The sequence below is a fragment of the uncultured Piscinibacter sp. genome (genome assembly GCF_937952055.1).
In the GTDB taxonomy this organism is placed as follows: domain Bacteria; phylum Pseudomonadota; class Gammaproteobacteria; order Burkholderiales; family Burkholderiaceae_C; genus Piscinibacter.
Genome location: NZ_CALFYO010000030.1, coordinates 1 through 20971 on the forward strand (window position 1 = coordinate 1; position 20971 = coordinate 20971).

Consider the following 20971-nt stretch of genomic DNA (forward strand, 5'->3'; position numbering starts at 1 on the left):
TTCTCGACATTGCCGCCGAGCACGATGTCGGTGCCGCGGCCGGCCATGTTGGTGGCGATGGTGATGACGCCCGGGCGGCCGGCCTGCGCAACGATCTGCGCTTCGCGCTCGTGCTGCTTCGCGTTGAGCACCTGGTGATCGAGCCCTTCCTTGTTGAGCAGCGCCGAGACCTTCTCGGAATTCTCGATCGAGGTGGTGCCGACAAGCACCGGCTGGCCGCGCTCGTGGCAGTCGCGGATGTCCTTCACCACGGCGTCGAACTTCTCGCGCTCGGTCTTGTAGACGAGATCGAGCTCGTCCTTTCGGATGGTCGGCTTGTTCGGCGGGATGACCACGGTCTCGAGGCCGTAGATCTCCTGGAATTCGTAGGCCTCGGTGTCCGCCGTGCCGGTCATGCCGGCCAGCTTGCCGTACATGCGGAAGTAATTCTGGAAGGTGATCGAGGCGAGCGTCTGGTTCTCGCTCTGGATCCGCACGCCCTCCTTGGCCTCGACGGCCTGGTGCAGGCCGTCACTCCAGCGCCGCCCGGTCATCAGTCGGCCCGTGAACTCGTCGACGATGATCACCTCGCCGTTCTGCACCACGTAATGCTGGTCGCGGTGGTACAGGTGCTGCGCGCGAAGTGCCGCGTACACGTGGTGCATCAGCGTGATATTGGCCGGGTCGTAGAGGCTCGCGCCTTCGGCCAGCAGTCCGGCTTCGCCGAGGATGGCCTCTGCGTTCTCGTGGCCAGCCTCGGTAAGGAAGACCTGGTGGGTCTTCTCGTCGACGGTGAAGTCTCCAGGCTCGATGACGCCCTCGCCGGTGCGCGGGTCGGCCTCGCCGATCTGCTTCTTCAGCTTGGGCACCACGGCGTTGATGCGCACGTAGAGCTCGGTGTGGTCCTCCGCTTGCCCGCTGATGATCAGCGGCGTCCGCGCCTCGTCGATGAGGATCGAGTCGACCTCGTCGACGATCGCGTAGTTCAGACCGCGCGCGACGCGGTCGACGGTCTCCTGCACCATGTTGTCGCGCAGGTAGTCGAAGCCGAACTCGTTGTTGGTGCCATAGGTGACATCGGCGGCAAAGGCTTCCTGCTTCTCCTCGCGAGACATCTGTGGCGTGTTCACGCCCACGGTCAGCCCGAGGAAGGTGTACAGGCGGCCCATCCATTCGGCGTCGCGTCGGGCGAGGTAGTCGTTCACCGTCACCACGTGCACACCCTTGCCGGCAATGGCATTGAGGTACACCGGCAGCGTCGCCATCAGCGTCTTGCCCTCGCCGGTGCGCATCTCGGCGATCTTGCCGTTGTGCAGCGTCATGCCACCGAGCAGCTGCACGTCGAAATGCCGCATCTTCAGCGTGCGCTTGCTGCCTTCGCGGACAGTGGCGAAGGCCTCCGGCAGCAGCTCGTCGAGCGATTCGCCCTTGGCATGGCGCTGGCGGAATTCGTCGGTCTTGGCTTTCAGGGCCTCGTCGGACAGCGCCTCGAAGCTTGGCTCCAGCGAATTGATCTGAGCGACGACACGCCGGTACTGCTTCAGCAATCGCTCGTTGCGGCTGCCGAAAATGGAGGTGAGAAGCTTGGGCAACATGCGGCGTCGGGATTGACGCGTTCGCCACGCCCGCCGATCGCGGGACAGGCTGTCGAACGCTGGGAGCCTGGAGGTGGGGCCGTCGCCTGGCGAAACAAGGCGGGCGGCGCCTGGGAAACGTCGAAGTTTACATCCGTGCCCGTGGCCCAGCGTGCCCGTCGGTGGCGTTCAGCGGCGCGAGCGCCCGGCTTTCGCCGCCGCGGCAAGTGCCGATTCGCCGCCGGCCAGGAACTTGGCCGGATTCTGCGGCACGCCGTCGACCAGCACTTCGAAGTGCAGATGCGGGCCCGTCGAGCGGCCGGTGCTGCCGACCTTGGCAATCGGCTGGCCGCGCCGGACGATGTCACCGGTGCGAACCATCAGCTTGGAGGCATGCGCATAGCGCGTGACCAGGCCATTGCCGTGGTCGACCTCGACCATCTGCCCGTAGGCGGGGTTGGTTTCGCTCAGTTGCACCACGCCACCCGCCGCGGCCAGGATGGGCGTGCCGACGTCGGCGGGGAAGTCCAGGCCCATGTGCAAGGCCGTGCGCCCCGTGAACGGATCGGATCGGAAGCCGAAGCCGGAGCCCACCGGCCCGACCACCGGCGCGGTGTTCGGGATCATCAGCGCGCGCAGTCGCGACTCCATCAGCCGCGACTCGATCAGCGTGAACAGGTCGGCGCTGTCGTCGGCCGACTCGTCCAGGGATTCGACGATGCTGCGCAGCTGCTCGAGCGAAGCCGCCTGCGGGGGCACGAAGGGGCCGCCCTGCGCGCCCGACGCCGTCGCGCGCGGGCGGGCGCCCGGGCGCAGTTCGTCCGGCTTCACGCCGGCGAGGCCCGAGACGCGGTCGCCGATGGCCTCGAGCTTGACCAGCTTGGCCTGCATCTCGCCGACCTTCTGCGCCATCGCATCGAGGTTCTCGCGCATGAAGCGGTCGCGCTGCGCGAACTCGTCGCGCACCACCAGGCGCACGATCTGGCTGACCACCGGCCAGCCCTCGCGGGCCGCCTTCAGGAACACGAAGTGGTAGACCGTGCCCGACAGCAGCGTCAGCACCGCGACCAACGTGATCACCATGGCCGCCATCTGCCAGCGGTTGAAATGCAAGACACGCGTGCGGGCCAGCGTCCCGTGCGTGATCAGAATCTGCATCGCTACACTCCTCGTGTGAGCCCCAAACCGCCCCCGACCGTCCCCGACTCCATGCCCGTGGCCGAGGCCCTGCGGCGAAGCGCACCGCTGACTCAACTCCGCGCCCGACTCCAGGACTCGGCTGACCGCTTCGAAGCCATCCGCACTGCCTTGCCCGGCGCGCTCGCCCGGCACGTCGCGCCCGGCCCCGTGGACGAGGAGGGCTGGACGCTGCTCGCCGCCAATGCCGCCGTGGCGGCCAAGCTGCGACAGATCAAGCCACGCCTGGAGGGCCTGCTTCATGAGCAGGGCTGGCAGGTTAGCTCAATCAGGATCAAGGTTCAATCGAACTGACACGCGGTTTCACCGGTTGCCGAGACCCGCATCGGGGCCCCTTCGAACCGTGACGCATGTCACTGGTGCCGGCTTTCGGAATCGAACCGAAGACCTTCCGCTTACAAGGCGGGTGCTCTACCAACTGAGCTAAGCCGGCTCGGATCGGCAATCCGGAGCCAGTATAGGCGGCGGTGTGCGGCCTATTTGACGCGCTTGAGGGAAGGGCGGCCACCCGTTGGCGGCTCCGGCGGCACGGTCGGCACGTCGTCACCCTCGCCTCGAGATGCCTCCGTCAACGAGAGGTGACTGCCCCGAGGCGCCTCCGCCTCGGTCGCCGCGCCGGGCACCCCCGGTGATGTCTCGCTCGGTACCGGAAACGCCATGCCCTGACCGTTCTCGCGCGCATAGATCGCGATCACGTGATCGACCGGCACGACGATCTCGCGCGAGGTACCGCCGAAGCGGGCCTTGAATTCGATGAAGTCGTTGCCGAGCTTGAGCGCGCTGGTGGCCTCGAAGCCGACGTTGAGCACGATCTCGTTGTTCTTCACGTACTCCATCGGCACCTGCACGGCGGCGTCCACGAACACCGCGATGTAGGGCGTGAACCCATTGTCCGTGCACCAATCGTGAAGCGCCCGGATCAGGTACGGTCGCGTCGAGGTGCCGGCGGGTGCCGGAGCGACGGGCGGATTCGTCATGGCCTGCGCCTCTACTTGCGCATCACCTTCTCGGACGGCGTCAGCGCTTCGATGTACGCCGGGCGCGAGAAGATGCGCTCGGCATACTTCAACAGCGGCACGGCGTTCTTCGACATGTCGATGCCGTAGTAGTCCAGGCGCCACAGCAGCGGCGCAATGGCGACGTCGAGCATCGAGAAGTCGTCGCCGAGCATGAACTTGTTCTTCAGAAAGATCGGCGCGAGCATGGTCAGGCGGTCGCGGATCTGTGCCCTCGCCTTCTCGAGCTGCTTGTCGGTGGGCTTGATGCCGCGCGATTCGAGAATGTTCACGTTCGAGAACAGCTCCTTCTCGAAGTTGAACAGGAACAGCCGGACGCGCGCGCGCGCCACCGGATCGCCCGGCATCAGTTGCGGGTGCGGAAAGCGCTCGTCGATGTACTCGTTGATGATGTGCGACTCGTACAGGATGAGGTCACGCTCGACGAGGATGGGCACCTCGTTGTACGGGTTCATCAACGCGATGTCCTCGGGTTTCGCGAACAGGTCAACGTCGCGGATCTCGAAGTCCATGCCCTTCTCGAAGAGCACGAAGCGACAGCGGTGCGAATAGGGACAGGTGGTTCCGGAATAAAGCACCATCATGGCGGTGTGCTCCTAGAGGCGTCGAAAAACACGAGCGCAGTGGGTGCCAGGATCAGGCAGCACCACTGCGCTCAGGCCCGCCGACCCGGTGGGATCGGCGGACGCGGAGACGGTCACTTCACGTCTTTCCAATATGCGGCATTGAGGCGCCACGCAATGAGAGTGAACACGCCGAGGAAGATCAGCACCCACACGCCGAGGCGCACGCGCTGATCGCGGGCCGGCTCGCCCATCCATTGCAGGTAGGCAACGAGATCGGCGACCGCGGCATCGTACTCGCGCGGGCTCAATTTCCCCGGCGTGAGCTGCTCGAAGCCGTCGAAGCGGTGAATCGTCTTCGCCGCATCATGCGGATCCTTCTCCTCGACGTACTTCGCGGCGCGCTGCCCCTGCAACTCCCACAGCACGTGCGGCATGCCGACACCGGGGAAGGCGAGGTTGTCCCAGCCCGTGGCCTTGGTGTCGTCGCGGAAGTAGGTGCGCAGGTAGGTGTACAGATAGTCGGCCCCTGTGCCACCGCCGCCAGCTCTGGAGCGGGCAATCACTGTCAGGTCGGGCGGCACAGCGCCGAACCACTCCTTGCCCTGCTTCGCGGAGAGCGCGACCTGCATGGTCTCGCCGACCTTGTCGGTGGCGAACATCAGGTTGCTCTTGATCTGCTCTTCAGTCAGGCCGATGTCGCGCAGGCGGTTGTAGCGCATGTACGAGGCGGCATGGCAGTTCAAGCAGTAGTTGGCGAACAGCTTGGCACCGTTCTGCAGCGCAGCGAGGTCTGTGGCCTTCTCCTGAGGAAACTTGTCCCAAGCGATGCCGCCGCCGGCCGCGTGGGCTCCGACGGTCAGGCCGAGCGTCATGAGCAGGGAGATGAGGATCTTCTTCATGATGTGGTCGTTCCCGGCAGGCGCCTCAGTGGGCAGCGAAGGTCACGCGATCGGGCACCGGCTTGAATTCGCCGAGCCGGCTCCACCATGGCATCAGCAGGAAGAAGCCGAAGTAGAACAGCGTGCCCACCTGCGACACCCGCTCGCCGATCGGCGACGGCGGCTGCACGCCGAGGTAGCCGAGGATCAGGAAGTTGATGACGAACAGGCCGTAGACGTACTTGTGCCAGCCCGGGCGGTAGCGGATCGACTTCACCGGGCTGAAGTCCAGCCAGGGCAGGAAGAACAGGATGATGACCGCGCCACCCATCACCACCACGCCCCAGAACTTGGCGTCGATGGCGAGCATCAGCGCGACGAGCACCAGCGCGACGATCACGATCGCGCCCTTGAACAGGGCGGCGACCTTCGCCTTCAGCACACCGAGCACCGCACCGGCCAGCACGCAGGCGATCAGCGCGTACATCATCTCGCTGGTGATGGCACGCAGCATCGAGTAGTACGGCGTGAAGTACCACACCGGGGCGATGTGTGCCGGCGTCTTCAGCGGGTCGGCGGGAATGAAGTTGTTGTATTCGAGGAAGTAGCCGCCCAGTTCGGGCGCGAAGAAGATGATCGCGCTGAAGACGATCAGGAACACCGCCACGCCGAAGATGTCGTGGATGGTGTAGTAGGGATGGAAGGGGATGCCGTCCAGCGGCTTGCCCGACGCGTCCTTCTTGGCCTTGATCTCGACGCCGTCCGGGTTGTTCGATCCGACGTCGTGCAGCGCCAGCAGGTGCGCCACCACCAAGCCCAGCAGCACCAGCGGCACGGCGATGACGTGGAAGCTGAAGAAGCGGTTCAGCGTCGCGTCGCTCACCACGTAATCACCGCGGATCAGCAGCGCCAGGTCCGGACCGATGAAGGGGATGGCGGCGAACAGGTTGACGATCACCTGGGCGCCCCAGTAGCTCATCTGGCCCCAGGGCAGCAGGTAGCCCATGAAGGCCTCGGCCATCAGGCACAGGAAGATCGCGCAGCCGAAGATCCACACCAGCTCGCGCGGCTTGCGGTAGCTGCCGTAGATCATGCCTCGCCACATGTGCAGATAGACGACGACGAAGAACGCGCTCGCCCCCGTCGAGTGCATGTAGCGGATGATCCAGCCGCCCGGCACGTCGCGCATGATGTACTCGACCGACGCGAAGGCCAGCGCCGCATCCGGCTTGTAGTGCATCACGAGGAAGATGCCGGTCACGATCTGAATCACCAGCACCAGCATCGCCAGCGAGCCGAAGAAGTACCAGAAGTTGAAGTTCTTCGGCGCGTAGTACTCCGACATATGGACCCTGTAGGCCTCGAACGCCGTCGGGAAGCGGTTCTCGAACCAGGTCGTCACCTTCTGGGCGACCGGTGCGTTGGCGGGGACTTCCTTGAATTCAGCCATGATCGTGCGTCCTGTCCTGGTTAGGCCTTCTTGTCTTCACCGATCAGCAGACGGGTGTCGGACAGGTACATGTGCGGCGGCACCTCGAGGTTGTCCGGTGCAGGCTTGTTCTTGTAGACGCGGCCGGCCATGTCGAAGGTCGAACCGTGGCAGGGGCAGAGGAAGCCGCCGGCCCAGTCATCGGGCAGCGAGGGCTGCGCGCCAGGCTGGAACTTGTCGGACGGCGAGCAGCCCAGGTGCGAGCAGATGCCCACCGCGACGAGGATTTCCGGCTTGATCGAGCGGTGCTCGTTGCGCGCGTACTCCGGCGTCAGTTCGTCCGGTTTGCGCGTCGACTGCGGATCGGCAAGCTGGCCGTCGAGCTTGGGCAGGGTTGCGAGTTGCTCCGGCGTGCGCTTGACGATCCACACCGGCTTGCCGCGCCACTCGACGGTGATCTTCTCGCCCGGCTTGAGACCGCCGATGTCCACCTCGACCGCCGCGCCGGCCGCGCGGGCGCGCTCGGAAGGCTGGAAGCTGCTGACGAAGGGCACGGCGGTGAAGCCGACACCCACGGCGCCTGCGCATCCGGAGGCGATGAGCCAAGTGCGTTTGCCGCTGTCGACGGGACTGTCACTCATGGGATTCCTCTGGCGAGACTTCGTAATCGGGGTCAACCTGAGATTCTAGCGGACCCGTCAAGTGCGGCCTGTCGCCGCGCTGACGGGCCTTGCCGTGGTCAACCTCCGCGGTCGCTGCACGCTTGCCACAACCCCAATCAAGCGGACACGCGCATCACCGGCATCGCCTTGACTTCGCCGGGGGGGCAGGAATACTGCACGGCGCCGCACAGGAGTGACGGCTACCCTACGACAACGACAGAGAGGAGTTCTCCCATGGGATTCGCCACCGAGTTCAAGGAATTCGCGATGAAAGGCAATGTCGTCGACCTCGCGGTCGGCGTCATCATCGGTGCGGCGTTCGGCAAGATCGTCGACTCGATCGTCAAGGACCTCGTCATGCCGGTCGTGGGCCGAATGCTTGGCGGTCTGGACTTCTCGAACTACTTCGTCATGCTCTCCGCACCGCCCGCGGACTTCAAGGGCCCCGCCACCTACGAGGCACTCTCCAAGGCCGGCGTGCCGCTGTTCGCGTACGGTAACTTCATCACCGTGGCGATCAACTTCGTCATCCTCGCATTCATCATCTTCATCATGGTCAAACAGATCAATCGGGTGAAGAAGGAGGCCCCGCCGGCCCCACCGGCCCCGCCGGCCGCGCCGCCCGAGGATGTCGTGCTGCTGCGCGAGATCCGCGATGCGCTGAAGAAGTAGAGCGCGGCGGACTCCCGGCCGCTCAACGCGGCCGGTGTGACAGACCGCACAGTGAGAGGCCGGTTTTGGGCTCATACTTCACAGACGCCCCCCCGGCGGAGTGAGTGTCGTCCGCAGGGAAGGTCGTTGCGTCCCGCGCCACCTCGATGAATTTGACCGACCCTCGCCAGAAAGCCGCCATCGAAGCGGCCGTCAGCCTGATCAACAAGACGGCGGCCGCGGTGGCCGACCGCGTCTCGGATCTGCTCGGCACGCTGTCGATCTCGGCCACGCGCACCTCGGAGCGCGATGCCCTGCTTGCCGCCCAGTTCGACCTGCGCCGCAACATGTCGGCCTTCCACCTGACCTTCCGCGACCAGTTGCGCGCGTGCATCGCCAAGGACCTTGCGCCGCGCGCCGACGGCCGGCGCCGGCTCGAGGCCACCGACTGGCAATCGCTCAGCCTGGTCGGCGATGAAGAAGTCGAGCAGAAGCTCTATGCCGACCGCATCGCCGCCCAGATCATGCAGGAGTGCGAATGGGAGCAGTCCGAGGTGGCGACGCACCTCGCCTCGCTGCTCAACACCATCCGCCGCGACGAGGACCGCAATCCGTTGCGCCCCGCCAGCATCGGCCTGGCCGCCTACCGGGCCATCGAGGCGGCAACGTCCGAGGTCGAGCCGCGCAAGCTGCTCGCCCGCGAGATCGGCATGGCGTTGGCCAAGGCGATGAAGCCGTGCTATGCGGAGATCCTGCAGGACCTGCAGGCCCGCGGCTTGAAGGCCGCCGGCATGAACGTGCGCTCCGGCGATGGCCCGGGCTTTCACCTGCCCGGCGTCAACTCCGGCTACGCGACCCTGCAGCACGGCGAGTACCGCTCGACCAGCGGCCTCGGTACCGATGCCGGCAGCGATTTCGGGCTGCACGACTCCGCGGCCAGCTACAAGCGCGGGCCCGGCCTCGCAGGACTGCCTCCGTCCCCCGGCGGCGTCGCCAGCACGCGCAGCGGGCCGGCCTCGCTGACGCGCGCGGAACTTGGTGCGCGCGTCGCCTCCGTCCAGGCCCAGGCCGACGTCCATCTGATGACGCTGCTGCGCCGCCTCACGGTACTGGCCAGCCGGCCGGGTGCGCTCGACCCCTTGCCCAGCGGCGCATCGATCAGTGGCTTCGCCAGCACGGGTCGGCCCGGCTTCGCGCCGGACAGTCGCGTGCCGCGCGGTGCCGGCGCGGCGAGCCGTTATGCCGACGGGCTCACCGGCCTGATGGCGGTCAACCTGATCCGCGCCCACCGCGAAGAGTTGATGCAGGCGTCGAGCGGCAAGCTCGACCACATGGTGATCGACGTGGTCGGCAGCCTGTTCGACCAGATCCTCTCCGACCCGCGCGTGCCGCCGCAGATGGCGCGCCAGATCGCCCGTCTGCAGCTGCCCGTGCTGCGCGTGGCGATGCACGATTCGACCTTCTTCTCGTCGCGCCGCCACCCGGTGCGGCGCTTCGTCAACCGCATCGCCTCGCTGGCCTGCGCCTTCGACGATTTTGCGGAGGGGCCAGGCAAGCAATTGCTCGATCGCGTGCGCCAGTTGGTGCAGGAGATCGTCGAGGGCGACTTCGACCAGATCGAGCTCTACACCGCGAAGCTGGAGGAGCTCGAGCAGTTCATCGGCCAGCAGACGCAGGGCATCGTGCAGCAGACTCCGGCTGCGGCCACGCTGGAGAACAAGGAGTCGGAGCTGCGCATCCAGCAGCGCTACATGCTGCAGTTGGCCACCGCGCTGAAGGCGATGTCGTTGCCCCCTTACCTGCGCGACTTCATTTCGCAGGTCTGGAGCCAGGCACTGGTGCTGGCCGTGCGCCGCGACGGCGTCGCGTCGGAGCGCTACGCGCGCTTCAAGCGCGCCGGCCGCGACCTGGTGATGAGCGTGCAGCCGAAGGGCTCGCCGGTGATGCGCAAGAAGTTCCTCATGCAGCTGCCACAGCTGATGAAGGACCTCAACGAGGGCATGGCGCTGATCGGCTGGCCCGACGCGGCCCAGAAGGCCTTCTTCGCGCAATTGTTGCCGGCGCATGCCGAATCGCTGAAGGCGCCGCCGCTGTCCGAGCTGGACCACAACCTGCTGGCCAAGCAGATCGAGGGAGTGTTCAACACCACCATCCCCGGTGTCGAGTCGCTGTCGGTTTCCGACGTCGTGCCGGAGATCGACAACGAGGTCATCGAGAAGCGCTTCACCCCCGAAGAGGCGAAGCAGGTCGGCCTGGTGGAGGAGAGCGCCGTCGACTGGTCGGGCACGGTCGACATCGAACTCGACACCGGCGACGCAGGCGACACCGTGCCGGACGACCAGCGCGAGTCGGAGGACTCTGCGCCGATCGACCTGGGCCTGGACATCAACCTCGGTCTCTCGCAGACCGAACCCCCCGAGCCCTCACGCGGACCGCAGCTGATGGACCACATCAAGCTCGGGTTCGCCTACCAGATGCACCTGAAGGACGAGTGGCAGAAGGTAAGGCTGACCTACGTCAGCCCGGGGCGCAGCTTCTTCGTCTTCTCGCGCGGCAAGAAGCACCAGGAAACCATCTCGATGACGGCCCGGATGCTGGCTCGCATGTGCGAGACCGGCCGCATGCGCGCCTTCGAGAGTGCCTATCTGATGGAGCGCGCCACCGCCCGTGCGCGCAAGCAGCTCGCCGCGCTCAAGGCCTCGCCGACGAAGCACTAGGGCCGGCGACGAGTCGGTGCGCCAAGCGCACCGCGGCGGCCAGGCTCGACGGGTCGGCCCGGCCGCTGCCGGCAATGTCGAAGGCCGTGCCGTGGTCCGGGCTGGTGCGCACGAAGGGCAATCCCAGGGTCACGTTCACGCCTTGCTCCACGCCGAGGTATTTCACCGGGATCAGCCCATGGTCGTGCGTCATCGCCACGACGATGTCGAACTCGCCCGGGTGGGCCGGCGGTGCGTGGCGTGCGCGCATGAACACCGTGTCCGGCGGGTAGGGGCCGCTGGCGTCGATGCCTTCGGAGCGCGCCGCCTCGACAGCCGGCGCGATGACGCGGATCTCTTCGTCGCCGAACAACCCGCCTTCGCCCGCGTGCGGGTTCAGGCCTGCCACGGCAATGCGCGGGCGCGGCTGGCCCCAGCGCGCCGCCGCCGCGTGGGCGATGCGAATGGTGTCGAGCACCGCGTCATGCGTGATCGCCTCGATGGCGCGTCGCAGCGACACATGGATCGTCACCAGCACGGTGCGCAATTCATCGTTCGCCAGCATCATGCGCACCTCGGGCGGCGTGCCGCCCGGGCGGGCCAGCGCCTGCAGCATCTCGGTGTGGCCGGGGTGGCCGATGCCGGCGGCGGCGAGCGCCTCCTTGTGAATCGGCGCGGTGACGATGCCCGACACCTCGCCGGCACGCACCAGCGACACGGCGTGTTCGATGCAGCGCGCCGCTGCCGCGCCCGCGCGGGCATCGACGCGGCCCAGCGGCGCGGCGTGCAGGTCGTTCGGCAGTCCAGGCACGGGCATCACCGGCATGCACATCGGCGGCACCTGCGGCACATCGGCGACACACTCCAGTTCAGCCACGGCGAGCAATCCGCCAGTGGTGGCCGCGGCGCGGCGCATCACCGCCAAGTCACCGAGCACCACGCAGCCCTCCGCGGCGCCAGTGCGAAAAAGCTTCGCGATGATTTCCGGGCCGATGCCGCAGGCATCCCCCATGGTCAGGGCCAACGGCGCGTGCATCGGATCAGGCCGGGTTGTCGACATCGATGAACTGGTGCTCCAGGCCGAAGTGGTGCGCCACTTGCTCTGCCACCGCCGGCGCGCCGTAGCGCTCGCTCGCGTGGTGGCCGCAGGCGAGGAAGGCAACGCCGGTCTCGCGGGCATAGTGCGCCTGCGGCTCGGAGATCTCGCCCGTGACGAATGCATCCGCCCCGGCGGCGATGGCCGCCTCGAAGTAGCCTTGCGCCCCGCCGGTGCACCAGGCGACGCGTCGCAGCGGCCGTCCGTCGCCCTCGACCACGGTGGCCGGCCGGCCGAGCCGGTACTGCAGGAGCGCGGCCAGTGCCGCCACCGTCAGCGGCTTCTCCGGCGCGCCGATGAAGCCGAGGTCCTGGTCACCAAAGCGAGCGTCGGCAACCAGCTTGAGCCGGGCGCCGAACTGCGCGTTGTTGCCCAGTTCCGGGTGGGCATCCAGCGGCAGGTGGTAGGCGAACAGATTGACCTGGTGCTCGAGCAGCTTCTCCAGCCGAGACTTCAGCCAGCCGGTCACGCGTCCGTCCTGGCCTTTCCAGAAAAGACCGTGGTGCACCAGGATGGCGTCTGCCTGCGCTTCGATGGCGGCCTCGATCAGCGCCAGGCTCGCGGTCACGCCCGACACGATCTTGAGAACCTCGGGTTTGCCCTCAACCTGCAGACCGTTCGGCCCATAATCCCGGAAGCGGCCGACGTCCAGCAGCGCCTGTAGGTGGGACTCGATCTCGTTGCGACGGGCCATCTTGTCGGGCTTTCAGGTGTTTTTGATGCGCAGAACCTGGCTCATTTTCTCGCAAGCGGTCACGGTGGCCGTGGCCGTGCTGTTCGTCGTGACAACGCTCAAGCCGGAGTGGCTGCCGCGCTGGGGCGCAGCGACGCCCGAACCGGCGACCGTGTTGCTGCCGTCACCCGAGCCGGTCCCGGCCCAGCCAGTGGCGCTGGCTTCCGGCGCAACGGCGAGCAGCTACGCCCCGGCGGCCCGGCGCGCCACCCCGGCGGTGGTGAGCATCACCGCCCGCAAGGCGCCACAGCGTTCGGCGCAGAGCAACGATCCCTGGTTCCGATTCTTCTTCGGCGACGGACTGCAGCTGCAGCAGCCTCAGGTCGGACTCGGCTCGGGCGTGATCGTCACGCCCGACGGCTATCTGCTGACCAACAACCATGTCATCGAGGGCGCCGACGACATCGAGGTACAGCTGACCGATGGCCGCACGGCGACGGCCAGGCTGGTCGGCACGGACCCCGAGACCGATGTGGCCGTGCTGAAGGTGCAGCTCGACCGTGTGCCTGCCATCCGCCTGGGCAATACCGAGAACCTGCAGGTTGGCGATGTCGTGCTGGCGATCGGCAACCCCTTCGGCGTGGGCCAGACCGTGACCTCGGGCATCGTCAGCGCGCTGGGCCGCGACCAGCTCGGCATCAACACCTTCGAGAACTTCATCCAGACCGACGCCGCCATCAATCCGGGCAACTCCGGCGGCGCGCTGGTCGACGTGAACGGCAATCTGGTCGGTATCAACACCGCCATCTACTCGCGCAGCGGCGGCAACATGGGCATCGGCTTCGCGATCCCGGTGAACACCGCTCGCCAGGTGATGGAAGGTCTGATCCGCGACGGCCAGGTGACGAGGGGATGGATCGGCGTCGAGCCACGCGACCTCACGCCGGAGATCGCACAGACGCTCAACCTGGCCGTGCGCCAAGGTGTGCTGATCACCGGCGTGCTGCAGGGCGGGCCGGCCAGCAGCGGCGGCATGCGCCCGGGCGACGTCGTCGTCAAAGTGGCCGACAAGCCGGTGACGACCACGGCGCAGTTGCTCAACGCGGTGGCGGCCCTCAAGCCGCGCGAGACGACGGTGATCGCGGTGCAGCGCGGCGACAGGGCCGTGGACCTGAACGTCACGGTCGGCCAGCGACCGAAAGCCCGAACCCGCCCGCCCCAGTGACCTTCAGGAGGGCGTGCCGCTGCCCTCTTCCGCCGGCGCCTGGGTGTGCTTGACGAAGAGTTGCGCCGCGATGATGCCCAATTCGTACAGGATGCACATCGGGATCGCGAGTGCGAGCTGCGAGATCACGTCGGGAGGCGTGACCACGGCAGCGATGATGAATGCGGTGACGATGAAGTAGCCGCGGTACGAGCGCAGCTGCTCGATCGAGACGATGCCGACGCGCGCCAGCACGATCACCACGATCGGCACCTCGAAGGCGAGGCCGAAGACCACGAAGAGCGTGAGCACGAAGCCGAAGTACTGCTCGATGTCCGGCGCCGCGGTGATGCTCTTGGGTGCCCAGCTCTGGATGAACTGCGACATCGCCGGAATGACGAGGAAGTAGCAGAAAGCCACGCCGATGAAGAACAGCAACGTGCTGGAGACCACCAGCGGCAGCACCAGCTTCTTCTCGTGGGAGTACAGCCCGGGCGCGACGAAGGCCCAGGCCTGGTAGAGCACGTAGGGCAGCGCGATGAGGAACGCGCCCATCAGCGTGATCTTCAGCGGCACGAGCACGGGCGAGATGACGTTGGTCGCGATCAGCGTCGCGCCCTTGGGGAGGTGGGCCGTCAAGGGCGCGGCAAGCAGATCGTAGAGGCCGCTCGGACCGGGCCAGACCGCGAGGATGCCGAAGCACACCACCACGGCAATCGACGCACGAATCAGCCGGTCGCGTAGCTCGATCAGGTGCGAGACAAAGGGCTGCTCGGTGCCCGCCAGTTCGTCGGGCTTGTCGTCGGCGTCGCTCATGGCGTCAGGCCTGCGGCCGCGGCGGCCTGAAACGGGCGACACGCGCGGCGCCAGACTGCGCCTTGCCGCGAATGCCATGGCGCTGCTTGTACCACTGCGGCATCGCGCCGCGCTTGAGGCGCCAGTTCTTCTTCGGATGCCGGTATTCGGGTGCCGGCGTGGTCAGCCCTTCGTGCTGCCCGCCGTCGGACGGTGACGTCGACAGACCCTCGGACCATGACTTGTCGAGTTCGGAGGTGGTCTGCCGGATCTCGCTGTTCACCGTCTGTTCGACGTCGCGTGCCGCGTCCTCGAAAGAGCTCTTCATCTTCTTGAGCTCTTCGAGTTCGATGGATCGGTTGACCTCGGCCTTGACATCGGCCACGTAGCGCTGCGCCTTGCCGAGCAGATGCCCGACGGTGCGCGCCACCCTCGGCAACCGCTCGGGGCCGATGACGATCAGCGCCACCGCGCCGATCAGGGCAATCTTGTCGAAGCCGAAGTCGATCATGCGGGACAGCTCGCGCCACCTCGGGCGCAGCGCTCGGTCACGACTTGGTCTTCGCTTCCACGTCCACCGTGTTGGCGTCGGCGGCCTTGCTGGCGCTCACCTGTTGGGCCGGCGCGGACGCGTCGGCCGCGCCGGAGGCGCCATCCTTCATGCCGTCCTTGAAGCCCTTCACGGCGCCGCCCAGATCGGACCCCATGTTCCTGAGCTTCTTCGTGCCGAACACCAGCAGCACGATGACCAGCACGATCAGCCAATGCCAGATGCTGAATGAACCCATGACTTTCTCCAGTCGTCAGCGACAAGCTTTTGATTCTAGGGGAGCGACGGGGTTCAGGCCGGCGATCAACCTTTCGCCCAAGGGCGCGGTCCGCCCATGACGTGCATGTGGACATGCTGGACCTCCTGCATGCCGTCACGCCCGGTGTTCACCACGATGCGAAATCCGTTCGTCACCCCCAGGTCGCGCATCAGTTTCGGTGCCAGCGACGCCATGCGGCCCAGCATCCCTGCGTGGCCATCGTGGGTGTCGTACATCGTCGCGATGTGCTGTTTGGGAATGATCAGCACATGCACCGGCGCCCAGGGCGCGATGTCGTGGAAGACGAGCAACTCGTCGTCTTCGTGGACCTTGCGGCTCGGGATCTGCCCGGCCACGATCTTGCAGAAGATGCAGTTGGGATCGGCACTCATCGTTGCGTCCTTCAGACCATCATCGGCTTGCCGTCGTTCCAGTTCAGGAAGCCCTTCACGATGCGATAGATGCACCACACGACATTCGCGAACAGGATGACGAACCCGACCAGGATGAACAGGGTGACGAAACCGAGCGCCGCCCACAGCAGTCCCCACCAGAACGTACGAATCTGCCAGGTGAAGTGGCTCTCGTAGATCGTGCCGCGGGTGTCGTCGCGCTTCACGTAGTTCATGACGATGGCGACGATTCCGGTGATCCCCACGAACAGGCTGGCCGCCTGCAGGATGTAGATCACCATCGTGAGCTGCTTGAGGCTCTCGAGCTTGGCGGCGTCGGGCGCGGGGGGCGGCGTTGCGTCGATCACGTCGTTCATGGCTTGTCCTCCTCGTCGCGGGATTTTGCCTTGCGGGCGGCGAACTCCTCGAGTCCCGACAGGCCTTCGCGACGCCGCAGTTCGGCCAACACGTCGGCCGGCGCGAGGCCATGCAGGCTCAGTGCCAGCATGGAATGGAACCACAGGTCGGCGACCTCGTAGACGATCTTCTCGCGCACGCCGTCCTTGCAGGCCATCACCGTCTCGGTGGCTTCCTCGCCGATCTTCTTCAGAATCGCGTCGGGCCCCTTGGCGAACAGCCGCGCCACGTAACTCTTGTCGGGATCGCCGCCCTTGCGGGCCTCGATCACGGCCGCGAGACGGGCCAGCGTGTCGTCGCTCGTCATGCTCATTTGTAGATGCGCTCCGGATCCTTCAATACCGGCTCGACCGCGGTCCAACGTCCGCCATCGAGTCGCTGGTAGAAGCAGGAGTGGCGCCCGGTGTGGCACGCAATGCCGGGCTCATGGCCGAGCTGAGTGACCTTGAGCAGCACCACGTCGTTGTCGCAGTCCAGGCGCAGTTCGTGCACCTTCTGGATGTGACCGGACTCCTCGCCCTTGTGCCACAGCCTCGCGCGCGAGCGGCTCCAGTAGACCGCCTCGCCGCGTTCGGCGGTCAGGCTCAACGCTTCGCGGTTCATGAACGCGAACATCAGCACGTCGTTCGTGCCGACCTCCTGCGCGATCACGGGCACGAGGCCCTGCGCATCCCACTTCACCTCGTCGAGCCAGTCCATGCCCGGCAGTGTAGCCAGCGCTCAGGCGCCACGGTGCGTCGGGCCGGCGAAGCCTCGCTCCTGCGCAAACCAGCGCAGCACGGGAAGCGTGCCGGGCAGCACCGGCGTCACGTCCACCGGCAGTGTCTGCCAGGCCATCGCCTGGCGCTCGCGCATCTCGAACTCGCCCGTCCAGTCGAACACCTTGCAGAAGTGCAGACGCACGCGGGCATGCGGATAGTCCATCAGCTCGACTTTCCACGGGTGGGCCACACCGATGGTGATGCCGATCTCCTCGTGCAGCTCGCGACGAAGCGCCTGTTCCACCGTCTCGCCGGCCTCCAGCTTGCCGCCGGGAAACTCCCAGTAACCGGCGTAGACCTTGCCTTCGGGCCGAGAGGTCAGCAGGAAGCGGTCTTCGGCGTCGATCAACACACCGACGGCAACGTCCACCGGCGTGCGCTCATTCACCGTGGTGCCGCCCGGCGTAATCCTTGGCGAACTGGAACGCCACGCGGCCCGAGCGCGAGCCGCGCTCCAGCGCCCACACCAGGCTCTCCTGCCGCGCTGCGGCAATCGCGGCGTCCGGCACCCCGGCACCACGCAGCCACTGCGCGACGATCGCAAGGTACTCGTCCTGGCTGAACGGGTAGAAGCTGATCCACAGGCCGAAGCGCTCGGACAAGGAGATCTTCTCTTCCACCACCTCGCCGGGATGCACCTCGCCGTCCTCGGTGTGCTGGTAGCTGAGGTTCTCCTTCATGTACTCGGGCAGCAGGTGGCGGCGGTTGCTCGTCGCGTAGATGACCACGTTGTCCGAGGCCTGCGCCACCGAGCCGTCGAGGATGGATTTGAGCGCCTTGTAGCCGGCCTCGCCTTCGTCGAAGCTGAGGTCGTCGCAGAAGACGACGAAGCGCTCCGGCCGCGCAGCGACCAGATCGACGATGTCCGGCAGATCGACGAGGTCGGCCTTGTCGACCTCGATCAGGCGCAGGCCCTGCGGTGCGAACTCGTTGAGCACCGCCTTGATCAACGAGCTCTTGCCGGTTCCGCGCGCCCCGGTGAGCAAGACGTTGTTGGCACCGTGCCCGGCGACGAACTGCGCCGTGTTGCGCACCAGGCGCTCCTTCTGCGGCTCGACCTCGACCAGCGCGTCGAGGCGGATCGTCGCCACGTGGCGAACCGGTTCGAGCACGCCGGAGGCGCCGCGCCGACGGTAGCGAAAGGCGATGGACGCCGCCCAGTCGGGCGCCGCCGGCGGATGCGGCAGCACGGCTTCGAGACGCTGCAACAGCGACTCGGCGCGGGCGAGAACGGATTCGAGGTCGGCCATGGGCCCGAGAGTTTACGTGGGCAATTCGCGCACCGCCTCGCCCGCCACGGCGAAGACACGGTCGCCAGGGGTGCGACGCACCGGATGCATGCCGGTGAAGCTGCCGAAGGCCGGCAGCACCGTCACGCGCTCGCCGACATGGAAGCACGGCAGGCGCAGCCGCTCGCGCGCGCGGCCCTGGATCGACACGCAAGGGTGCAGGTGACCGGCGACCACATGGGCGCCGTCGACGGGCGCGGGGTGATGGCACAGCGCGAGGCGGCCTTGCCTCATCGGTTCGTCGACGACCTGCAGGCCCAGTTCGGCCGGAGGGTCGCCAGCGCGCTCGTCGTGGTTGCCGCGCACGAGCACGAGTTCGATCGACGCCTGCTCGCTTCGCCAGCGCGCCAGCGCATCGAGCGTCGCGCAGGCGTGCGCGCGCGCCGAATGCAGGAAGTCTCCGAGGAACACCACCCGCTTCGCGCCGTGGCCGCGGATCAGGTCGCCCAGCACCGAGAGCGTCTCGCTGGTCGTGCCGCGCGGGACCGGCACGCCGAGCGCGCGAAAGCTCGTCGCCTTGCCGATGTGCGCGTCGGCGATCAACAGCGTGCGCGAGTCGCGAAGCAGCGCCGCCCTCTGCGGCAACAACACCAGCACCTGGCCGGCCACCTCGATCGTGACCATGTGCAGGCGGCGGGCAAGCTCAGGCGACGAGCAGTTTGAGTGCCGCGTCGAGGTGCTCGGTCGGGCTGCGCTTGAAGCCCGAACGGGCGTAGCGCTGCAGCCGGCCCACCGCGAAGGCGGTGAGCACCGAGGCCTGCGCGTTGGCATCGACGGTCGGCGTGGCCGAGCCGGCCGCTTCGGCCGCCGTGCGCAGACTCTGGCGCAGCTGCGATTCGATGCGGTCGAAGAACTGGTTCATGCGCGTGAGCAGGCGATCGTTCTCGAACACCAGCGCGTCGCCGACCATCACGCGCGTCATGCCGGGGTTCTTCTCGCCGAAATGCAGCAACACGGTGAGCACCTTGCGCACCTGCTGGGTTGCGTCGCTCTCACGCTCGCCGATCTGGTTGACGAGCGTGAACACCGAGCTCTCGATGAACTCTATCAGGCCCTCGAACATCTGCGCCTTGCTGGCGAAGTGGCGGTACAGCGCCGCCTCGCTGACATCGAGCTTGGCGGCCAGCGCAGCGGTGGTGATGCGCTCGGCGCCCGGCTGCTCGAGCATGGCAGCCAGTGTTTGCAGGATCTGGATGCGACGCTCGCCCGGTTTGGGTCGCTTGCGCGCCGGCACGCTGGAGGACGAATCGTCGCTGGCGACCACCTCGGGCGCGTCGTTCTCGGCGGGAGTGTCTGACGCAGTAGGGGTGGTGTGGATCATCGCAGGGCGCGCAGGGTCTTCAGCGAAAAGATTCTGGCATACACATACGGGGGCATGTGGCAAGGGTGAACACCAACTTTCGCCTGCCGGCGCCCGCTGTTGATTCCATCACGCAAAGTCCCCTTGAACTTGCCGTCCAGGTAGCGACGCATCCACACCGTACGCATTCCCAGCCGGTGCGCCGCCTTCTGATGGGCCAGCGTGTCCTCGACCAGAACGCAGCGCTGCGGGCGGACTTTCAGCCTGGCCATCACATGGCGGAACATGCGCGCATCCGGCTTGGGCCGGTGCTCGCCGAACATCGTCATGTCCTCGATGCTGAGGATGCCGTCGAACAGGCCGGTGAGCCCGAGCGTGTTCAGCACGCGCAGCGCATAGGCACGCGGCGCATTGGTGAGGATGAACTTGCGGCCGCGCAGGCGGCGCAGCACTGCGCGATCGTGGGCGCTGGTGCGCAGCCTGGCCTCCAGTTCCGGCAGGCGATGCGTCTGCTCGAGGAAGTGAGCCGCGCGCACGCCATGGTGACGCACCAGGCCGAGCAGCGTGGCGCCGTAGTGATGCCAGTAGTGCTGGCGCAGCGCCGAGGCCTCGTCGAAGCCCATGCGCAGGTGCTCGACGATGTACTCCGTCATCGCACGGTTGGTGGGTCCGAATGCGGCGTGGCTGGCGTCGTGCAGCGTGTTGTCGAGGTCGAAGAACCAGACCGTCTCGCGCCCGAACATCAGCGCAGCTCCGCGACGAAGTGGTGGCCCGGCGCCGGCGCAGTCTGGCGGATCTCATGCACGGCGGTCACATGGTGCGCCACCGGCCGGGCGAAGCGCGGCCCGTCGAACACGAAGGTGTGGAACTCGCCGTTCTCGCCGCAGGCGTCGACGCCCTCGGGCAGGTCGTCGACGAAGGCCGCATCGAACTCGCGGCCGCAGAATCCCCGGTCGAGGATCGCGGCGTCGACGCAAACCACGCGCGCCCGGTAGCCCAGCGCGAGCAGCTCGTCGACAAGCGCACGGCGCGGCTCCTTCCACAGCGGCAGTTCGGCACGCATGCCGGCGGCCGCGCAGACTCTTTCTTCCCAGTCGCGGTGCGCCTGCAGGTCGATGTCGCCGAACAGACAATGCCCCACGCCTCGGGAGGCGAAGCGACGCAAGTTCTCGATGAATACCGCCTCGTAGTTCATCCAGCCTGCCTGACCGACGATCAGCGGAACCCCCAGCGCGTCAGCCTGGGCCTGCATCAGGTGCGGAGGGATGGCGTGCGAGCGGGATCGTTCGCCGGCCTCGTCGAACATCGCCAGCAGCGCCTCGACGCGCCAGCCTGCGGCCAGCGCGCGGTGCAGCGCGAGCATCGAGTCCTTGCCGCCGCTCCAGCTGAAGAACGCACGCACCTCAGTGCGAACGGATCATCGTTCCGTAGGCTTGGTCGGTCAGCACCTCCAGCAGCATCGCATGCGGCACGCGCCCGTCGATGATGTGCACGGTGTTGACGCCGTTCTTCGCCGCGTCGAGCGCGCTGCCGATCTTCGGCAGCATGCCGCCGCTGATCGTGCCGTCGGCGAACAGCTCGTCGATC

General features: G+C 66.8%; 26 protein-coding genes, 1 tRNA gene and 1 pseudogene. 4 read left to right on the forward strand and 24 right to left on the reverse strand.

All coding sequences use genetic code 11. The features are described 5' to 3' along the window. Nucleotides 1-1574 (reverse strand): preprotein translocase subunit SecA (secA, locus tag Q0599_RS22050; protein WP_298834544.1); only part of this gene is annotated, 1574 nt, incomplete at its 3' end. 168 nt (nt 1575-1742) lie between these two features. Next, entirely contained in the window at nt 1743-2711 is a 969-nt protein-coding gene (locus tag Q0599_RS22055) for a M23 family metallopeptidase (RefSeq protein WP_298834547.1), read from the reverse strand. Between the two features lie 51 nt (nt 2712-2762). Between Q0599_RS22055 and Q0599_RS22060 the strand changes: the two genes are divergently transcribed. Further along, nucleotides 2763-3044, forward strand: a complete 282-nt coding sequence (locus Q0599_RS22060) for a DciA family protein (protein WP_298834550.1) — start codon at nt 2763-2765, stop codon at nt 3042-3044. A 63-nt stretch (nt 3045-3107) separates the two neighbouring features. Here Q0599_RS22060 and Q0599_RS22065 read toward each other — a convergent pair. The 6 genes from Q0599_RS22065 to petA form a co-directional block, all read right to left on the reverse strand. Next, nucleotides 3108-3183, reverse strand: a tRNA-Thr gene (locus tag Q0599_RS22065). Nucleotides 3184-3226: 43 nt separating this feature from the next. Beyond that, nucleotides 3227-3727 carry a ClpXP protease specificity-enhancing factor gene (locus Q0599_RS22070; RefSeq protein ID WP_298834553.1) on the reverse strand — a complete coding sequence of 167 codons (501 nt, stop codon included), beginning with the start codon at nt 3725-3727 and terminating at the stop codon, nt 3227-3229. Nucleotides 3728-3738: 11 nt separating this feature from the next. Next, nucleotides 3739-4350 (reverse strand): glutathione S-transferase N-terminal domain-containing protein, encoded by a 612-nt coding sequence (locus Q0599_RS22075; RefSeq protein WP_209385160.1) that lies wholly within the window; start codon nt 4348-4350, stop codon nt 3739-3741. A 113-nt stretch (nt 4351-4463) separates the two neighbouring features. Further along, nucleotides 4464-5231 carry a cytochrome c1 gene (locus tag Q0599_RS22080; RefSeq protein ID WP_298834557.1) on the reverse strand — a complete coding sequence of 256 codons (768 nt, stop codon included), beginning with the start codon at nt 5229-5231 and terminating at the stop codon, nt 4464-4466. A 25-nt stretch (nt 5232-5256) separates the two neighbouring features. After that, nucleotides 5257-6660 carry a cytochrome bc complex cytochrome b subunit gene (locus Q0599_RS22085; RefSeq protein WP_298834561.1) on the reverse strand — a complete coding sequence of 468 codons (1404 nt, stop codon included), beginning with the start codon at nt 6658-6660 and terminating at the stop codon, nt 5257-5259. Between the two features lie 20 nt (nt 6661-6680). Beyond that, nucleotides 6681-7280: a ubiquinol-cytochrome c reductase iron-sulfur subunit gene (petA, locus tag Q0599_RS22090; protein WP_298834564.1), complete on the reverse strand. Its 600-nt coding sequence runs from the start codon at nt 7278-7280 to the stop codon at nt 6681-6683. 255 nt (nt 7281-7535) lie between these two features. On the opposite strand from petA, the gene mscL reads away from it, so the two are divergent. Together mscL and Q0599_RS22100 are read left to right on the forward strand one after the other, a co-directional pair. Then, the gene (mscL, locus tag Q0599_RS22095) at nt 7536-7973 is read left to right on the forward strand and encodes a large conductance mechanosensitive channel protein MscL (protein WP_298834567.1); all 438 of its coding nucleotides are present in this window, start codon (nt 7536-7538) and stop codon (nt 7971-7973) included. 146 nt (nt 7974-8119) lie between these two features. Then, on the forward strand, nt 8120-10669 hold the full coding sequence (locus Q0599_RS22100; protein ID WP_298834570.1) for a DUF1631 family protein: 2550 nt from the start codon (nt 8120-8122) through the stop codon (nt 10667-10669). Here Q0599_RS22100 and pdxA read toward each other — a convergent pair. Further along, nucleotides 10644-11684, reverse strand: a complete 1041-nt coding sequence (gene pdxA / locus Q0599_RS22105; RefSeq protein WP_298834573.1) for a 4-hydroxythreonine-4-phosphate dehydrogenase PdxA — start codon at nt 11682-11684, stop codon at nt 10644-10646. The two genes, Q0599_RS22100 and pdxA, sit on opposite strands and share 26 nt — an antisense overlap. Before the next feature lie 4 nt (nt 11685-11688). After that, on the reverse strand, nt 11689-12438 hold the full coding sequence (locus Q0599_RS22110; protein ID WP_298834576.1) for a Nif3-like dinuclear metal center hexameric protein: 750 nt from the start codon (nt 12436-12438) through the stop codon (nt 11689-11691). A 25-nt stretch (nt 12439-12463) separates the two neighbouring features. On the opposite strand from Q0599_RS22110, the gene Q0599_RS22115 reads away from it, so the two are divergent. Continuing rightward, nucleotides 12464-13642 carry a Do family serine endopeptidase gene (locus Q0599_RS22115; protein ID WP_298834579.1) on the forward strand — a complete coding sequence of 393 codons (1179 nt, stop codon included), beginning with the start codon at nt 12464-12466 and terminating at the stop codon, nt 13640-13642. Nucleotides 13643-13645: 3 nt separating this feature from the next. On the opposite strand, the gene tatC is transcribed toward Q0599_RS22115, so the two are convergent. The 14 genes and pseudogenes from tatC to Q0599_RS22185 form a co-directional block, all read right to left on the reverse strand. Beyond that, a complete protein-coding gene (tatC, locus tag Q0599_RS22120; protein WP_298834581.1) occupies nt 13646-14437 on the reverse strand; it encodes a twin-arginine translocase subunit TatC in 792 nt (263 codons plus the stop codon). Nucleotides 14438-14441: 4 nt separating this feature from the next. After that, nucleotides 14442-14927, reverse strand: coding sequence for a Sec-independent protein translocase protein TatB (gene tatB / locus Q0599_RS22125; protein WP_298834584.1), 486 nt, complete (start codon nt 14925-14927; stop codon nt 14442-14444). Between the two features lie 37 nt (nt 14928-14964). Next, nucleotides 14965-15204 carry a Sec-independent protein translocase subunit TatA gene (tatA, locus tag Q0599_RS22130; protein WP_298834587.1) on the reverse strand — a complete coding sequence of 80 codons (240 nt, stop codon included), beginning with the start codon at nt 15202-15204 and terminating at the stop codon, nt 14965-14967. 65 nt (nt 15205-15269) lie between these two features. Continuing rightward, complete coding sequence (locus tag Q0599_RS22135) at nt 15270-15617, reverse strand: histidine triad nucleotide-binding protein (RefSeq protein ID WP_298834590.1); 348 nt, start codon at nt 15615-15617, stop codon at nt 15270-15272. A gap of 11 nt (nt 15618-15628) precedes the next feature. Further along, nucleotides 15629-15994 (reverse strand): hypothetical protein, encoded by a 366-nt coding sequence (locus tag Q0599_RS22140; protein WP_298834593.1) that lies wholly within the window; start codon nt 15992-15994, stop codon nt 15629-15631. After that, nucleotides 15991-16341 carry a phosphoribosyl-ATP diphosphatase gene (locus Q0599_RS22145; RefSeq protein WP_298834614.1) on the reverse strand — a complete coding sequence of 117 codons (351 nt, stop codon included), beginning with the start codon at nt 16339-16341 and terminating at the stop codon, nt 15991-15993. Before Q0599_RS22145 ends, Q0599_RS22140 begins: the two co-directional genes overlap by 4 nt. Before the next feature lie 2 nt (nt 16342-16343). Continuing rightward, nucleotides 16344-16742, reverse strand: a complete 399-nt coding sequence (gene hisI, locus Q0599_RS22150) for a phosphoribosyl-AMP cyclohydrolase (RefSeq protein ID WP_298834617.1) — start codon at nt 16740-16742, stop codon at nt 16344-16346. 12 nt (nt 16743-16754) lie between these two features. Further along, nucleotides 16755-17165, reverse strand: a complete 411-nt coding sequence (locus tag Q0599_RS22155) for an NUDIX domain-containing protein (RefSeq protein WP_298834596.1) — start codon at nt 17163-17165, stop codon at nt 16755-16757. Between the two features lie 10 nt (nt 17166-17175). Beyond that, entirely contained in the window at nt 17176-18045 is an 870-nt protein-coding gene (locus Q0599_RS22160; protein ID WP_298834599.1) for an ATP-binding protein, read from the reverse strand. Between the two features lie 12 nt (nt 18046-18057). Beyond that, nucleotides 18058-18708 carry a ligase-associated DNA damage response endonuclease PdeM gene (gene pdeM, locus Q0599_RS22165; RefSeq protein WP_298834602.1) on the reverse strand — a complete coding sequence of 217 codons (651 nt, stop codon included), beginning with the start codon at nt 18706-18708 and terminating at the stop codon, nt 18058-18060. Between the two features lie 19 nt (nt 18709-18727). Continuing rightward, nucleotides 18728-19405 (reverse strand): nucleoid occlusion factor SlmA, encoded by a 678-nt coding sequence (gene slmA / locus Q0599_RS22170; RefSeq protein WP_298834605.1) that lies wholly within the window; start codon nt 19403-19405, stop codon nt 18728-18730. Continuing rightward, nucleotides 19402-20127: a pyrimidine 5'-nucleotidase gene (locus Q0599_RS22175; protein ID WP_298834608.1), complete on the reverse strand. Its 726-nt coding sequence runs from the start codon at nt 20125-20127 to the stop codon at nt 19402-19404. Before Q0599_RS22175 ends, slmA begins: the two co-directional genes overlap by 4 nt. After that, the gene (locus tag Q0599_RS22180; RefSeq protein WP_298834611.1) at nt 20127-20786 is read right to left on the reverse strand and encodes a diphthine--ammonia ligase; all 660 of its coding nucleotides are present in this window, start codon (nt 20784-20786) and stop codon (nt 20127-20129) included. Before Q0599_RS22180 ends, Q0599_RS22175 begins: the two co-directional genes overlap by 1 nt. Nucleotide 20787: 1 nt before the next feature. Further along, nucleotides 20788-20971, reverse strand: a pseudogene (locus Q0599_RS22185) (acetylglutamate kinase); the annotation flags it as partial.